Origin of the sequence: Streptomyces chattanoogensis (assembly GCF_001294335.1) — a bacterium.
In the GTDB taxonomy this organism is placed as follows: domain Bacteria; phylum Actinomycetota; class Actinomycetes; order Streptomycetales; family Streptomycetaceae; genus Streptomyces; species Streptomyces chattanoogensis.
Map to the genome: position 1 here is coordinate 48,431 of NZ_LGKG01000137.1, position 14,020 is coordinate 62,450.

The 14,020-nt window shown below is 70.3% G+C and carries 19 protein-coding genes; all 19 read right to left on the bottom strand.

What is annotated here, in order from left to right:
* Positions 1-85: 85 nt before the first annotated feature.
* On the bottom strand, positions 86-472 hold the full coding sequence (locus ADL29_RS17885) for an MSCRAMM family protein (RefSeq protein WP_157878524.1): 387 nt from the start codon (positions 470-472) through the stop codon (positions 86-88).
* A gap of 771 nt (positions 473-1,243) precedes the next feature.
* A complete protein-coding gene (locus ADL29_RS17890) occupies positions 1,244-1,741 on the bottom strand; it encodes a hypothetical protein (protein ID WP_157878525.1) in 498 nt (165 codons plus the stop codon).
* Between the two features lie 23 nt (positions 1,742-1,764).
* Positions 1,765-2,256, bottom strand: coding sequence for a hypothetical protein (locus tag ADL29_RS17895; RefSeq protein WP_053924648.1), 492 nt, complete (start codon positions 2,254-2,256; stop codon positions 1,765-1,767).
* Positions 2,257-2,286: 30 nt separating this feature from the next.
* Positions 2,287-3,120: an SPDY domain-containing protein gene (locus ADL29_RS17900; RefSeq protein WP_053924649.1), complete on the bottom strand. Its 834-nt coding sequence runs from the start codon at positions 3,118-3,120 to the stop codon at positions 2,287-2,289.
* 29 nt (positions 3,121-3,149) lie between these two features.
* Positions 3,150-4,367 (bottom strand): hypothetical protein, encoded by a 1,218-nt coding sequence (locus ADL29_RS17905; RefSeq protein ID WP_053924650.1) that lies wholly within the window; start codon positions 4,365-4,367, stop codon positions 3,150-3,152.
* A gap of 77 nt (positions 4,368-4,444) precedes the next feature.
* Positions 4,445-4,783 (bottom strand): hypothetical protein, encoded by a 339-nt coding sequence (locus ADL29_RS17910; protein WP_245689480.1) that lies wholly within the window; start codon positions 4,781-4,783, stop codon positions 4,445-4,447.
* Positions 4,784-4,834: 51 nt separating this feature from the next.
* Positions 4,835-6,058: an MFS transporter gene (locus ADL29_RS17915; protein ID WP_053924651.1), complete on the bottom strand. Its 1,224-nt coding sequence runs from the start codon at positions 6,056-6,058 to the stop codon at positions 4,835-4,837.
* On the bottom strand, positions 6,055-6,636 hold the full coding sequence (locus ADL29_RS17920; protein ID WP_053924652.1) for a hypothetical protein: 582 nt from the start codon (positions 6,634-6,636) through the stop codon (positions 6,055-6,057). Before ADL29_RS17920 ends, ADL29_RS17915 begins: the two co-directional genes overlap by 4 nt.
* Positions 6,633-7,532: a winged helix-turn-helix transcriptional regulator gene (locus tag ADL29_RS17925; protein WP_053924653.1), complete on the bottom strand. Its 900-nt coding sequence runs from the start codon at positions 7,530-7,532 to the stop codon at positions 6,633-6,635. Before ADL29_RS17925 ends, ADL29_RS17920 begins: the two co-directional genes overlap by 4 nt.
* A 30-nt stretch (positions 7,533-7,562) precedes the next feature.
* Positions 7,563-7,973: a hypothetical protein gene (locus ADL29_RS17930; RefSeq protein WP_053924654.1), complete on the bottom strand. Its 411-nt coding sequence runs from the start codon at positions 7,971-7,973 to the stop codon at positions 7,563-7,565.
* A 12-nt stretch (positions 7,974-7,985) separates the two neighbouring features.
* Positions 7,986-8,417 (bottom strand): hypothetical protein, encoded by a 432-nt coding sequence (locus tag ADL29_RS17935; RefSeq protein ID WP_053924655.1) that lies wholly within the window; start codon positions 8,415-8,417, stop codon positions 7,986-7,988.
* A 5-nt stretch (positions 8,418-8,422) separates the two neighbouring features.
* Positions 8,423-8,881 (bottom strand): hypothetical protein, encoded by a 459-nt coding sequence (locus ADL29_RS17940; protein ID WP_107095008.1) that lies wholly within the window; start codon positions 8,879-8,881, stop codon positions 8,423-8,425.
* A 92-nt stretch (positions 8,882-8,973) separates the two neighbouring features.
* Complete coding sequence (locus tag ADL29_RS17945) at positions 8,974-9,318, bottom strand: SH3 domain-containing protein (RefSeq protein ID WP_053924656.1); 345 nt, start codon at positions 9,316-9,318, stop codon at positions 8,974-8,976.
* 202 nt (positions 9,319-9,520) lie between these two features.
* A complete protein-coding gene (locus ADL29_RS17950) occupies positions 9,521-10,246 on the bottom strand; it encodes a hypothetical protein (protein WP_245689482.1) in 726 nt (241 codons plus the stop codon).
* A 41-nt stretch (positions 10,247-10,287) separates the two neighbouring features.
* The gene (locus tag ADL29_RS17955) at positions 10,288-10,983 is read right to left on the bottom strand and encodes a hypothetical protein (protein WP_053924657.1); all 696 of its coding nucleotides are present in this window, start codon (positions 10,981-10,983) and stop codon (positions 10,288-10,290) included.
* Positions 10,984-11,314: 331 nt separating this feature from the next.
* Entirely contained in the window at positions 11,315-11,914 is a 600-nt protein-coding gene (locus tag ADL29_RS17960; protein ID WP_053924658.1) for a hypothetical protein, read from the bottom strand.
* Complete coding sequence (locus tag ADL29_RS17965; protein ID WP_053924659.1) at positions 11,911-12,399, bottom strand: hypothetical protein; 489 nt, start codon at positions 12,397-12,399, stop codon at positions 11,911-11,913. Before ADL29_RS17965 ends, ADL29_RS17960 begins: the two co-directional genes overlap by 4 nt.
* Entirely contained in the window at positions 12,396-13,016 is a 621-nt protein-coding gene (locus ADL29_RS17970; RefSeq protein ID WP_053924660.1) for a DUF4913 domain-containing protein, read from the bottom strand. The genes ADL29_RS17965 and ADL29_RS17970 overlap by 4 nt, the downstream gene beginning before the upstream one ends.
* Before the next feature lie 204 nt (positions 13,017-13,220).
* The gene (locus ADL29_RS17975; protein WP_053924661.1) at positions 13,221-13,976 is read right to left on the bottom strand and encodes a DNA-methyltransferase; all 756 of its coding nucleotides are present in this window, start codon (positions 13,974-13,976) and stop codon (positions 13,221-13,223) included.
* Positions 13,977-14,020 lie beyond the last annotated feature (44 nt).

Genomic DNA, 14,020 nt, shown 5'->3' on the forward strand with positions numbered 1-14,020 from the left:
GGTCAGAACTCCGCCCCGTTGAAAGTCTTGGCAATCCGACAGTGGGTTCGGCAGGCCCAGACGAACCCGGGCCCGCCGGGTACCGTTATGGCCGCACCACCCGTCGGTTCGGCTTCGCGTCCTCTTCGGAAATCGCGAACCCCCGGCTCTTGGCGACCTCCTTGAGGCGGTATACCCCCGGCGCGAGGTCCGCGAATGCCAGCTGTCCTTCCGCGTTGGTCTTTCCGCTGCCGGCCTCCTTGCCCGAGGAGTCGAACAGGGTGAATGTGGCGCCGGCGAGGACGTCGCCGGCGGGGTCCTTCTTCAGAATGGCGACGCCACCGGTCTCGGCCGCATTGCGCGGAGCGGTAGACGTGGACGGTGTCGGCTCGGGGCTCTGGGCCGAGGCCGCCGGGGCCCAGATCAGGGTGCCGGTCACCGCGGTGGCGACACCTACGGCAGCGGGAAGGCGGCGGACAGAACGGATGCGCAAGAAGAGACTCTCCTGGGTGGATGAGGGCAGAACTGCCCATCGGTGCGTGGGTGTGAGGCCGGTGTCGGCGTACACGTGAACGTGCCCAATCACGTACGGATGAACGCGCTCAGTTCGTGGAGGCGCCCAGCAGCACCGCTTCGGGCACGGGCGAACGCCGCTAAGGGGTTGGGGCGATGGGCGGCGGAGGCGGCGGGCCCGGTGGCGGGGGTGGGAAGCGTGGTCGGGCTGGAGCAACTCCAGTGGCGGGCGGTGGTGGCGGTGCCGGCGCCCCCCACCGAGGACGGTTGGGCTGCCGGGGCCGGAGCTGTGGCGGGGCCGGGGGCGGCGGGCCCGGTGGCGGTGGCGGAGGCGGTTCTACCGCCGGCAGCAGCGGCCCACCCGCGCACAGCCGAGCAATGGTCAGCTCGGCGCGGCGGCGTGCGATCGGGGCATCGTCGCGTTCGTAGACGAGCCGGATGCCGAACTCGGCGAGATTCTCGGTGGCGAGCAGCCGGTAGCCGAGCGCGTGGGCGATCTCCTCGATCCGGCGCCGATTCGAGGCGATGGCACGGCCAGGCAGCAGCTCGACGCAGGCTCGGCCGTCGAAGCGCGCGCGTATCTCGTCGTCCTTCACCTGACTCCGCTCCCGGGAAAAATCGGCATCCACCCAGCCGCTCCACACCACGATCGTCGCACGCGCCCGTCTCTCGCGAGCACCCAGGCGCACATCCGGCTGAGCACGTTCATCTGTACCTGCCTGAGCACTTTCGCAAGTACACCGACAGCCGGTCAGCGGGTGCGGCCGGGTGCCGGGCTGGGTGGCGGGGCCACCGGTGCTGAGCGGGGGCGGGATGGAGTGGTGGTCGCGTAGCGTCGGGCGGCAGCTCGGACGAACTGCTGTTGTTCCTCGACGGGCCGCTGCTCGATGTGGGCCAGGCCCTGGCCGATGGTGGGGCCGAAGGGCGATCCCGCGGTGAGTCCAGCGGTCTCGACGATCTGGGCGGCGGCTTCGCCTTCGACAAGGAGGCCGTACTCAGCAGGAACTCCGAGCATGAAGGGGACCTCCTCCCGCACGCCACTGAGGGCCTCGGTCAAGGTCATGCCGTCGTACATGACGCTCTCGACCAGATCGAGCATGGTCAGCGTGGCGCTGTGTAGCCGGTCGCGGAAGGCGGGGTCGGTGAGCCAGAAGCCGTTCGGCCCCGGTGGCGGGGCGGGCTCACTGGCCGCAGGGGTGTGTGGCTGCGGAGGGCGGCGGCGCGAGGGCAGCCAGCGTGGTGGAGGCATAGGGCTTCGTGTACTGGTGATGGTCAGCGGGTGCGTACGACGCCGGTGCCGGGTGCGATGGCTGGAAGGACGGTACGGGCCGCCGTGGGGCGGGCTGAGGCAGGTGCTGATGCGTCGGGGAACCAGATAAGGGCGTACTGCCTGATCGCCGTGCGCAATCCGGTGCCCTGCGCGCCCTTCCACGGCGGTTCGCCGGTACGCGCGCCGTTCCAGTCGCGGAAGACCGCGTACCCGTCCTTGCCGGCCGCCAGGTCGCGGGCGGCGTCCCGGCGGGCGAAGGTGCCGTGGTCGGCGAAGGGAAGGATGGCGGTGTCGAGGACACCCTGGTTGGGATGGATGACGCGCAGGCGCAGCCCGTCGTACTCGCCGTGTCGGATGGTGGGGGCGAAGTCGATCCGCAGTCGCAGTGGCGAGTCCGGGTGGGGGGTGGCGTAGTAGGAGTTGCCGACGACGGCGTGGTCGTCGAAGGGCAGCGTGACGACGCTGTCGAAGAACTGCTGTACGTATAGGGACACTTATTTGATGTTCTCGTTTGGAAGGGTCGTTCAGCGGCGGGGGCCGCTGCGGCCGGCGGGGAGAGCGGGTGGGAGCGTGGTGGTGCTCCAGCGGGGGACGCTGCGGGTGCCGAGTGCCGGTGCACGGTGTGCGGCTCTCGCGCGCTGAATGTCGAGGGGGGTGGGTGCAGCGGGCTTCGACGCCTGCACAGGGGAGAGTTGGGCGAGTTTCGCGAGGCGGGGGTTGAGGTTGTCCTTGTAGCGGGCGATGGGGGTGGGGTCGACGAAGGCGGCGGCCGTGGCGGCGATCAGATGCTCCGGGGTGCGTGCGGTGAAGTGCGCCTCAGCGCGGGTGCCCCAGCCTGGGGGCCCAGCCCACAGCGTCACCAGCTCCGCATCAGGGTCGGCGCTGACGACGTCGATGCTCGCTCCCGCCAGCTGGTCCGGGGAGACGATCTCCACCTTGCCGCGTGCAAGCGGTTTGCGCTTCCAGCTCGCGTCGAGCAGGGGCTGTACCGCGTCAGTCCACCGGTACGACCGAGAGTTGAGGAAGGTGTCGCTGTCCTCGTCCCACTCGCCTGCCAGGGCTGTGGTGAGGCCGCGGACGATCTCGGGGGGCATGTTGTCGTTGAAGCTCGCTGTCCAGCGGGCCGCGGAGACAGCGTTTTCGGCCGCGCTGATCCTCCACACGTCGAAGTCGTCGCCGAACCAGCCGATCTTGATGCGGTGGTCCGGGGAGGTGATGAGGAGCTGGCAGTGTCCATCCATGTGGTGGTGCGGCCAGTGGGCGACGGGCTCGAAGCTGGGGTCGCCGATGCCGCCCAGTCCGGCGAGGTAGCGGGGGAAGACGTAGACGTCTCCGTCGGTCGTGGTGGGGTCGGTCATGGGTAAATCCGTCAGGGTCGGGCGCGGAGTTAGCGGGTGGCCATCGGGTGCGCGGCGGACGCGGCGGGGCGGGGAAGGGCGGTCGTGGCCAGGTGCGGCGCCGACGGCGCGGCGGGCGGAGGTACGAGTTCGGCCAGGACCTGCCGTTTCAGCGTGCCGCGCTCGTTGGAGTTCAGGGCGTCCGCGTCGAGGCGGCCGGGGCTGCTCTCGAAGGGGCGCAGTCGGTGGCGGATGTGGTCGTAGGCGTCGGGGTGTGCGTCGGCCAGGCGGTGAAGGGCCTGGTCGAAGGCGCGGCGGTGGGCTTGGTGGTCGGGCTCGTCCTGTTCCCGCTCGGTGATGGTCTGGGCGTACTGGCGGGCGGTGCGTGCGTTCTCAGCAGTGCGCTGCTGGACCGCGACGAGGAACCTTCTGGCGTTGAGGACGGCGAAGGCGGCCTGCCTGGGCATCGCGTCGAGGTCGGTGGTGAGCGGGCCGAGGACACTGGGGCTGGAGGCCCCGGCCAGTGGGGCGGTCATCTCGGCCAGTTCGTCCAGCGCTGCGCGCCAGCGTCGCAGCAGGAGCGGGTGGCGTAGTTCGACGGTGCGCTCGTCCTGTTGCCGGGCATCGTCGGCGACGGCGTTACGGAAGGCGAGGGGGCTCTTGCCGAGCAGCGCGTGGACGGCCGGGGTCATGGTGGCGAAGAGGAAGCCCTCGGCGCAGCCCCATTCGATCGCGTCGAACACGTCGGCTGCTTCGGGCCGTGCGGCGCGGGGCTCGAGCTGGGCGGCGGCGTACTCCTGGTCGAGCAGCTGCTGGAAGTGGTCGGGGAAGGCGCGGCGCAGCCAGATGCGGGCCGTGGCGGCGGAGTCGGCGTCCACCTGGTGACCGGCGGAGTCGCGGTGCTGGGTGCGGCGCCGGTCGGCTTCCTCGGACCGGGCCTGGTTGAGGGAGGCGCGGATCTGCTGGAGCTGGTGCGTGGTGCGTTCGGCGCGCGGGTCGCCCGTCCAGGTCATGCGCTCGGAGGCGACCTGCATCTCGCCCTCGGCCCACTGCAGCGCGTCGACGAGGTCGTCGCGGAAGTGGGGTCCGTGCAGCAGCTTGCGGGAGCTGCGCGGCAGGTGTCCGATCGCGTCCGCGATGGCGGCGGTGACGAGGTTACGGAAGCTGGCCTGGAGCAGGGGCTGCAGCATCGCCGCGCCCATATGGGCCACGTCGTTGAGGAGGAGCGGACGCCGCTCGGGCTGCGGCGAGCGGGACGGCTGGGGCATGGCGGTGGTTCCTGTTCAGCGAGCGCGAAGAACGCGGGGCGGAGCCGGAGGGCAGGTCAGATGCGGTGTGTGCCGGTTCAGGGGGTGCGGCGGCGGCGCAGTTTGAAAGCGCCGGCCCAGTGGGGGTGATCGGCGATCAGCTTCCGTGCGTACAGCGCGGTGTAGTTGTTGTTGAGTCCGCGCATGCCGTGCGGCAGTCGCCAGCGCAGGGCTTCGAACAGGTCCTTCAGACCGATGCGGGTGGCCCCGGCCGCGAGCCGCTCGGCCGTCAGCTGTTCCAAGGCCCGGTAGACGTATGGGTGCTCGGCGTCGAAGGCGAGGAACTGGTCGGTGATCGTGGGTCTCGATCCCGCGCGCGAGGACGGGCGGGACACCGGTTTGACGGCCTGGCGTGGGGCGGCGGGGGTCGTGGGCATCGAGTTGATCTCCATGGGAACGGGCAGCAGGGCGTCGACGGGCAGGGAGGGTTAGGCGAGACGGGTGCGAAGGCGCGCGAAGGTGAGGCCGAGGCCGAGGGCCTGCAGGAGGGCGCAGGCAGTGATCACGTGGCCGAGCTGGGCGGGCGGCACGGCGGCGACGAGGAGGCCGGCCAGCGGGAAGGGCAGCAGGAGCAGGAGGATCGTCAGCGAGAGGGTGGCGCCGAACACGCCTGCGGGGATGAGGTGGGAGCGCAGGGTGCGCAGGACCACCGTCATGCCGCCTTCCCCGGCCATGAGCACCGCGATCAGTACGAGGTACGCGGTGTAGGTGTGGGTGAGCGAGACGGCCAGGCACGCGGAGGCGGCGATGGCGGCGGAGAGGGCGCCGACCGGCCACAGGCCATAGCGGTCGATCGAGCGCCTGCACAGGGCGACCGCGGCGAGGGAGGTGCCGGCGGCCACCGACCAGATCAGGCCCACATCCGTGCTGGAGTGCCCGAGCTGCTTGACCACGATCACGGGGGCCGCTGCCTGGAGAAGGCCGATCGCCAGGTTGGACACGGTCAGCCCGGTTACCAGCCAGCCCAGGGCGGGCAGCGACCGAAGGGTCCTCCAGCCGGTGCGCAATCCCTTGAGTACGGGCTCGGGGCCTGCGTCCTGGTGTCGTGCGTACTGCCGAGGTGCGAAGGCGCACGCGAGCAGGGAGAAGGCGGCGATCGTGGTCAATATCCCGGCTGTCCCGAAGCGTTCCAGCAGCAGGCCGGCGAGCGCGGGCCCGGCCAGGGTGCCGGACTGGTCGATGCCCAGGAGCACCGACTGGACGCGGTGGGCCCGTTCACCGGCCTGGCGGCTGGCCGCCCCGCCCGCCGTCTCCGCGGCGATGTAGGAGAACTCGGTGAGCACGCCGGTGGAAGCGGCGAGCAGCATGACGGCGACCGTGGTGCCGAACCCGCTGTCCAGGTGCGGCAGGACGAGGGCTGCGGCCAGGACCGCCACGGCCCGAGCCGTGGAGGCCAGGCGCATCACGCGGGTGGTGCCGTGGCGGTCGACCATCGCCCCGGCGAGGGCGAACGCGCCCAGGCGCGGGATCCACTCCAGAGCGAAGGCGAGGCCGGTCAGGGCCGCGGAATCGGTGGTGGCGAGCACCAGCAGGGGGATGCCGTACGTCGTCATGGCGAACGCGGCGGCGTCCATGCTGCGCGGCAGGTAGATGCCGCGCAGCAGGGTGGGGACCGGCCGGCGGGCATGCCGGGGTCCGACACGGCATCTCACGCAGCGCGCTCCATGCCATCCTCTGCGTCGCCGGCACGGGAGGCCACGTGAGGCAAGACCTGTGGATTCGCCTGGAGCCACTCGGCCAGCGCAGCCTGCGGACCGCCGAGGGCGAAGACCGCATCGGTGCTGAGGACGACTCCCCTGTCCACAAGGAGTCCGGCCGACTCGCCCATCCGGTCGGCATCACGCACGTCGGCCGGAACCTGGCCGAGCAGCTTCAAGGTGCGCTGGACGCGCGTGACGAAGTCGCTGGCGGCGGTGGGGTACTGGTGAGCGCGGGCCCAGCGTGCGGCGGTGTCGTACACGCTGGCGAGGTCTTCGCCGCTTGGGGTGAGCCGGTAGCGGACCAGTTCGTGCTCGTCGCAGGAGACCACGCCGAAGTCGCGGGCTCTGTCGAGGGCGTGGCGCAGTTGGGGCAGGGCAAGGTCGTCGAATGTGTTCTGCAGGCTGCCGCGGCGGCGGCTGATGGGGCCGTTGTCGTCGATCTCGCTCACCAGCCGGATCAGGCCCGGCAGGGACAGTGCCCTGATGGCGCGGCGCACCTGGGGGTGGTTGACGTTTGCGACGCTGGTCATCGGCGCGGGCCTCCTGCCGACGGGAGGGAGAGGGGGCGGGCCGGTATCTGGTGCGAGAACAGGTCGCCGGCCTTCCAGGTCGTGGCCGGGGCGTGGGTGGACAGCGCCGGGGCCGCTGCCGGTGCAGCCGGGGCTGCGGGTGCCGGCAGGCGGGAGGGGGTGGTGAGCCACGGTCCGGACCGGGCCTGGGCCGGGGACGGTGTCTGGCCCCACAGCGGATGGGTGTCCGCGTCGGCCAGCGGGCGTCCCGCCGCCCAGACGGAGAGGGCCCGGTAGACCGGAGCGAGCGCCTGGCCGTTGGCGGTCAGCTCGAAGACAATCCCGTCCTTGCGGACCAGGCCGTCCTCGACCAGGCGGTCCAGCTGCGGATACACGTTGCTGAGCCGGTAACCGGGCATGGCCTCGGCGGCCAGTGCCTTGGCGCTCGATGCGCCGCGGGCCTTAAGGGCCCACAACAGCGGTGTGGCATGGCGAGGGCCGAGCAGTGCCAGGGTGTCCTCGATGTTCTGGGCGGGCGCAACCTGTGTCGCGCGCTCCAGCTCCCCGGTGGCCTTGTTGCGCACCAAGGGCTTTTCCAGGTGCGCCTCGCCCCAGGCGGCGATCACGGTCAGGACGGGCATCAGGTCGGCGCCGCGCCCGGTCAGGCCGTAGGTGACGTGCCCCGGGGCGATTTCCGTGCGCTCGACCAGCCCGGCGTCGGTGAGCTTGCCCAGCTTGGGGTGGAGCGTGCCATCCTTGAGCCACGGAAGGCGCGGCTTGATCTCCGCGTAGCGCAGGGGCTGGGCGGACAGCGTCATCAGGATCCATGCGCTCCAGCGCGGGGCGATCATCTCCAGCGACTCGGTGACGCGCGAGACGTCGGCCGGGGTGGAGCGGGGCAGACCGGTGGTGGCCAAAGGGGGTACTCCTCAAGCGGGGCAGGCAGGTCAGCGGGTGTGGGTGGCGGCGGGCGCCGGTGCGCAGGCCGGTACCGCGGGTCCGGCCGGCGGCGGCGAGGCCGCGGTGGGAACGCGGTGCAGGCTGGAGAGGACGGCGCTCACGGTCTTGGCGTGGGCATCCCGGGTGGCGACGGATTCGGCAATCCGGCGGGCGCAGTCGAGAAGGTGACCGGCCTCGAACTTGCCGATCTCCCTTTCCGGGTTGGTCAGTTCACGCAGGCGCAGCAGTTGGAAGTCGATGTTGCGTTCGGCGAGCTGCAGATCGGCGTGGGCGCTCGTCAGGGCGGCGAGCATGGTGCCATGGGGGTTGGCGCCGGCGTGGGCTTCGAGCGCGGCCAACGGCTGGCCGTACAGGTCCTCGATGCGTTCGGCGATGGTCTGTGAGGTGGCGTAGTGCAATCGGCGGGGCCTTCAGGGTCGGCGGGCCCGCACCGCCCCGGCACGGGCGGATGCTGGGGCGGGCGGGACCGTGGTGATCTTCGGCTGGGTGAACTGCACAGGCTTCTCCGGGCGCTGGCTGGGCGACGGCATGGTGCGCAGCAGCTCGCCGAGGGCAGCGACGTAGCCGTCGCGGCCATCCAGTGCCGCCTCCAGCCAGGCCGCGTCCATGCGCAGGTCGTCGGCGGACAGTTCGCCCAGGTCGCGGTCGGCGGCGCTGGCCTGGTGGACGCGCTCACGGACCCGGGCGACCTGTTCCTCGGCTACGGCAAGGAAGCTGCGCAGCTCCATGGCTCGCGTCAGGGCGGCGGACGCGCCAGGGCCTTGCGCCTGCTCGTACATCTCGTTCACCGAGGCGCCGAAGGCTTTCTCCAGCAGAGCGTCCTGGCTGGTGGGCTTGTGCATCACGCTCACCGCGACACCCCCTGCACCGGTACGGACTGCGCAGGAGCCGGACGTGGCGCCGCAGTGGTCTGCAGGGCCGGGCCCCGGCGGGGTGCCGAAGTGGCTCCGCGCCAGGCGCCTGGGCCCCGCCGTCCGACGGAGTGGGGGTCGAGGTAGTGCCGCACGACCATGGCCCGCCCGTCACGCACCGCCACGGCGGCATTGACCTGGTGGGCCAATGCCATGGCCGGGTCGTCCAGTTCAGCCGGCGTACTGTCGAGGACCACGACGAGAGCGTCCTCGGCTTTCTCCAGCGCCTCCTGGGCCTCGGTGAGCAGGCCGTACCACTTGACGACGGCGGTGGCATCATCGTTGGCGCGCGGCGCGGCGGCCACCGCTCGGCGCAAATCGGCCAGCGGCATCTGGAAGCGGTCCTCGATCTGCTGGGTGATGACGCCCATCACGTCGTCGGCCGCGTCGAGCACAGCAAGCTCCTTTCAAATCCCAGTAATTCGATCGGCGAAGAAAAGGGAGGCCGGGGCCGTGGCGGGAGGAAATCCCGCCACGGCAGAGCGGATTAGTGGAGGCAGGTGTAGACGGTGGGGTAGACGTAGGTGCCGGAAACCCAGCCCGTAACGCCGGTCTTCTTGTCGGTGATGTAGACCCAGGAACCGTCCTTGGTCGTCTTGTGCACCGAGAACTTGTGGCCCTTGTAAAGCACACCGAGGGCCGTCGACTTCGACGACGCCTTCGAGCGGATAGTCACCGCGGAGGTGTGGACCTCGTAGGGGCCGATCTTGTCGCACTCGCCGTAGGCGACAGCGGCCGTCTGGGGTGCGGCGTTTGCGGCCGTGGCGGAGACGAGCGGGAAGGCGAGGGCGCCGAGAACGGCGGCAGAGACAGCTATGCGGGTGGAGCGCATGGGAAATTGACCTCCATGAAAGGGGGGAAGGAAATGGGGAAACAGACCCGGGCTGGTGCCGTGCGGGTCGTGTACAAGAGTCCGGAGAATCCCCGGTTTCGCTAACCGGGGATGTGCTGCTATGTTTCGCACTTGCTCCAGGGAGGGGCCCTCGGATTCACCGTGCGCGTAACCGTGCGGTGGGGTGAATACGGCAGCGCATTCAGCGACTTGGGCCGTTCCGAGGTGCGGGGGGCGCGGGAATCGAGGGCTTCGTGGGCAGTGCGGTGCGCCGGGCCGCCGGCGGAGCAGTCGGCAGGAGGACGCCCTGTCCCGACCAGTGCGCCTCCCACCAGTCGGTGGCCTCCTTAAAGGTCGTGAAGGTGCCCTCGCGCAGGGTGTGCGTCCAGGTGTCGGTGTCGACCTCTTCCAGCAGCACTCGGAAGGGGACGGGGGCCTTCTCATCGATGGCCCGCAGGAGCACCGTGGTCTGCATGGAGTCCGGATTGTCGTCGGTGTAGCTGGTGACGAGGGCGAAGTGGTCGCAGTCGGACATCAGACGTTCTTCCAGTGCCGTGGTGGCCTCGTCGGCCGCGTCGGGGCCCATGTCGGCGCGTAGGCCGATGGACTCCTTCGGGCAGCCGCGGGCGATCAGCCAGCTCTGTGCCATGGACGGCAGGGGAAGCGGCGTGTGCTGGAAGCGGAAGGTGCGGGCCTGCACATCGCGCTGCAGATGGAGCGCCACAAGCTGCGGCTCCCCAGGGATGCCCCAGGTCACCGCGCCGTTGTGCAAGACGAAGTAGCTGTGCTGGTCGTCAGGGGTGTGGTGCTCGGCGAGCACGGTGAGTTCGCGGTGATCGATCTCGATGTGCTGCCAGAAGCACTCCGCGACGCGGTCGTTGACGGCCTCGTACCCGTCGAGGCGGAAGTCGGGGGTGGATGGGGGCATAGGTGCTTTCGGTGCGGGACGCGCACGAGGTGATGCCGTGTTCAGCGTCGGGCGTGGGAGGGGGCGGGCCAGGCCCCGGGACGGAGCACGGGAGCGGTGGCGGGCGGCCGGGCTGAGTGCGGCGTGGCCAAGACGGTGCGGCCGGTGTCGGTCAGGGTGACGGGCTGCCCGGCGTGGACCGGGTGGGAGGTGTCGCGCACCACGAGGCCGGCCTCTTCGAGGCGTTGCAGCTGGCTGTAGGGAACGCGGGCACCGGAGGCGGTGACGACCGACAGTCGCTGCGTCAGAAGGTGTTCGTGCAGCTTGGCGCCCTGCGCGATGGCGAGCAGCGTTGCGAGGTCCGGCGCGGGCAATTCCGGTGCGCCGTGCGGGGGCTTGTCACGGCGGGCAGCCTCGATGGGCTCTAGCGCGGCAACGACCTGGGTCTGGCACAGGTCCCGGTCGGCGGCGGCATCCTCTAGCTGGCCGACGGTGCGGTCGATGCGCTCGAACAGCGCCTTGTCGACGGGGAACTCGCCGGAGGAGAGCCGGTTGAGGAGAACGCGGAAGTAGGTGACGGAGGTCTCGGCCTTAACCAGAGCGTGGTGCGCGTCGACCAGGCGGGTGCGGGGCCCGTCGAGCAGTTCGCGGTCGCGGTGCTCCCACAGCTGGTCGATGCCGTGGCCGACGGCCGCCTCGATGCGGTGATCGAGCGCCGTTGGGGCCTGCGTCACCGGGGGCGGTGGCTTGCTGGGCATGAAGGGAGGGCTCCTGGAGGTGTCACGGGGGGGGGCCGGAGCGCGGCCGGCATCTCGCCGAGGGGCAGGTGAACGTCGAGGTGAGCGCCCACGTGGGTGAGCCGGGTCGGCCCGAGGCGGCGCGCAGAGGAGCGCGATCGGTTCGCCGTCGGCAATCGAGCCCGAGGTAGCTCTCGGCATGGGCCAGCAGCCGTACGAAGTCGCGACGGAGGACGTGGGGACGGGCCCCATCGGCGGTGCAGATTCGCTGCGGAATAGCGCTGGTGGAAGGCGTCGAACGAGCTCCAGTCGGTCTGCGTCAGCCGGTGGAGGCGGGCCAGGGCAGTTGCCGTCAGCAGGAGCAGCCCGGCAGCGCCGCCAGCAGATCAATGCGCCGGTACGCCTTGCAGCGGCGCTCGTTCACGGTGGCGTCGCACAGACGGATGCCATAGCCGCCCAGCAGCTGGGCGAGGTGCACCGGGGAGAGGTAGTTGTCCGGCCACCCTGTGTCGGCAACGTCCGGCCCGCTGCGCAGAGCGCGCGAGAGGTCCGCCGCGGACATGACGTCCGGATCATCTGCGGCGGCGAAGGCATCGAGGCAGTAGTGGACGATGGTCCGCGGCTGGCTCGCACAGCACCCGGCCTCGTCGTCCTCCGCAGTGCCTGACGGGCCGTTCTCGCCTGCTGCGGCACGGCAGCAGGGCATGGACAGCAACTGGTTCAACTCGGCTTCGTACTTGAGGCGTTCGACAAGGAGGGACGCGAAGCGTTCGGGCTTCTCAATGGCCGACACGCCCTCGGTGTAGTCGCCGATCAGCTCGTCGAGTTCTTCGTCCATCTCCCAGCAGCTCCAGGCGACGTCCAAGATGAGCTGATGGTGCGGGTTGGCGCGTGGGGGCTCGATCGACAGCGCGGCGGAGACTCGGTCGAGGATGAAGGGCAGATGTGTCAACGAATAGGGCCTTTCAGGGGTGTTGAGGGAGCGGACCGGGGAAGACCGGGCGCCGCGTAGGGAGGCGGTCCCGGCTTGGGGACGGGTCGGCGCGTGTCCAGCTGCGGGGAACGCGCGCGGGCGGCGTGGGCGAGCGCACTCATCGGAGGCCGGGCGATGCCCAGGCGCTGACGAGCGGTGTTGTACACCTCGTGCCGTTCACGCGGACCTACGGCCACCACGTGGATCTCGGTGCGGTGGGCCGCCCCTGGTGGCGCCGGCCGCTGGGCGTACACGACCCTCCATGCATTGCGGTGATCGACGTAGAGCTTGCGATAGCCCGCGAGTTCCTCGGTCAGCCTGGCCCCGAACAGTCGGGCGTTGACGACGTCCTGGAGCTGGGCGAGCGCCAGGTCGCGGATGTCGCCGGGTGCCTGGAGGAGATCGGTCAGGGCGCGCGGGTCGAAGGAGAGACCGAAGGCGGGCCGGTGCTCGGGCCCGGTCATCCGGCGGCCTGGTCCGCCTCGCCGTGCTCCGGTTTGTCCTCAGTGGCAGGGCTGGAGGAGCGGGCGGAGGGCGTGGGACCGGGCAGCAGGCGGTGCGCGGGACGGTCCGGGTCGGTCATACAGGCCGAGAGCGGTCCGCCCGGAGCGCGCACGTGGGCGAGGCAGTGGGTGAGGAAGTCGCGGTGCCACACGAACATGCCGCTGGGCCCGGCCTCGGGGTCCTTGTGCTGCTGGTAGGCCATCCAAAGGGCGTGCAGCCAAGCGACGACGTCGTCGTGCTCCTGCCACTTCTTGCACCACGGGGCCGCGGTGGTGACCTCGGCTCCGTAGGTGTCCATGAGGAAGCCGTCCACCCAGTCGGTCAACGCATCGATCTCGTCCTCGTACTCCTCGCCCTCCAGTTCCAGGATGGGGCGCGGCTCCGGCGGCGGCGCCTGGGAAGGCATCCCGGGCATCCCCGGAAGGCCGGGCATGCCGAACGCCGCGAAGGGCGAGGGATCCGGGAGTGCGGAGAGGCTGTCGAGCTGCCGGGCCTGCTCGGCCGACTGGTCCAGGAGCTTGCGGACGCTGGCCTCGATGCTCTCCAGATTCGAGTCCGGCAACCGGACGGGTTCCATTTCTCCGTCGTCCGGGAGGTCTATGGATTCAGGCACGAAAGGGGCCTCCTTGAAGCCGCGGCCGGTGGGGGTGAATTACGGCTCCACGATCCAGAGAATCACCGGTTTCGCTAACCGGGGATCCCGTGCTATAACGCTTCGCGCGGCACGGGGGACGACGAGCCGAGAGGCCGCCATCGCCCCGTGCCCGGCGACGGACCGCGCTTAGGCGGACAGGACGAAGTCGTCCTGGGAAAGGTTCTGTTGCACGGCTTCGGTAAGCCGATCGGCGGCAATTTCGGCGTACTCACGGGTCTTCTCCACCCCTATGAATGAGCGGCCTTCCAGCAGGGCCGCGACGCCGGTGGACCCGGAGCCGGCGGTGAAGTCCAGGACGGTGCCCTGCTCGGGACAGATCTTCACCAGTTCCCGCATCACCTCGACCGGTTTCTGCGTGATGTGCTTCCTCGCCTTGCCCGAGGGCTGCGAGGCGGAGTAGAGCCCCGGCAGGTAGACGGGGTTCCGAAATCCGTCGATCGCGCCCTTCGAGCCCCAGATGATGAATTCACAGTTCTGAGTGAAACGCCCCTTCTGGGGGCGGGCCTGGGGCTTGTGCCAGGCCAGCACGCCGCGCCACAGCCAGCCGGCTGCCTGCAGGGCGTCCGTCGTCGTCGGCATCTGACGCCAGTCGGTGAACAGCAGCGCGGTGCCGCCGGTCTTGGTGAGCCGATGGGCCTCGGTCATGATCTGGGTCAACCAAAAACCGTATGAGCGCTGGTCCATGTTCTCGCCGGTGAAGTCCGGCAGCGTGTGCTGCGCGTCAGCCGAGGTGTACTTCTGCCGGGCGCTGCGGCTGGTGCGCTCCTTAGCCGTCCGTCCGCCGGAGTTGTACGGCGGGTCGGTGATGACGGAGTCCACGCAGTTGTCCGGCAGCTCGGCGAGAACGCTCAGTGCGTCGCCCTGGTGCAGGGAAAAAGGCAAAGGGATACCCCAATTCGGGTCAGGTGACAGGAGAGTGAGTCGCT

Excerpts from the sequence above, each read along its gene's own strand:
- ADL29_RS17890 (WP_157878525.1), bottom strand. The coding sequence starts at position 1,741 with ATGCCTCCACCACGCTGGCTGCCCTCGCGCCGCCGCCCTCCGCAGCCA.
- ADL29_RS17900 (WP_053924649.1), bottom strand. The coding sequence starts at position 3,120 with ATGACCGACCCCACCACGACCGACGGAGACGTCTACGTCTTCCCCCGC.
- ADL29_RS17905 (WP_053924650.1), bottom strand. The coding sequence starts at position 4,367 with ATGCCCCAGCCGTCCCGCTCGCCGCAGCCCGAGCGGCGTCCGCTCCTC.
- ADL29_RS17910 (WP_245689480.1), bottom strand. The coding sequence starts at position 4,783 with ATGCCCACGACCCCCGCCGCCCCACGCCAGGCCGTCAAACCGGTGTCC.
- ADL29_RS17920 (WP_053924652.1), bottom strand. The coding sequence starts at position 6,636 with ATGACCAGCGTCGCAAACGTCAACCACCCCCAGGTGCGCCGCGCCATC.
- ADL29_RS17935 (WP_053924655.1), bottom strand. The coding sequence starts at position 8,417 with ATGCACAAGCCCACCAGCCAGGACGCTCTGCTGGAGAAAGCCTTCGGC.
- ADL29_RS17945 (WP_053924656.1), bottom strand. The coding sequence starts at position 9,318 with ATGCGCTCCACCCGCATAGCTGTCTCTGCCGCCGTTCTCGGCGCCCTC.
- ADL29_RS17950 (WP_245689482.1), bottom strand. The coding sequence starts at position 10,246 with ATGCCCCCATCCACCCCCGACTTCCGCCTCGACGGGTACGAGGCCGTC.
- ADL29_RS17955 (WP_053924657.1), bottom strand. The coding sequence starts at position 10,983 with ATGCCCAGCAAGCCACCGCCCCCGGTGACGCAGGCCCCAACGGCGCTC.
- ADL29_RS17965 (WP_053924659.1), bottom strand. The coding sequence starts at position 12,399 with ATGACCGGGCCCGAGCACCGGCCCGCCTTCGGTCTCTCCTTCGACCCG.
- ADL29_RS17970 (WP_053924660.1), bottom strand. The coding sequence starts at position 13,016 with ATGGAACCCGTCCGGTTGCCGGACTCGAATCTGGAGAGCATCGAGGCC.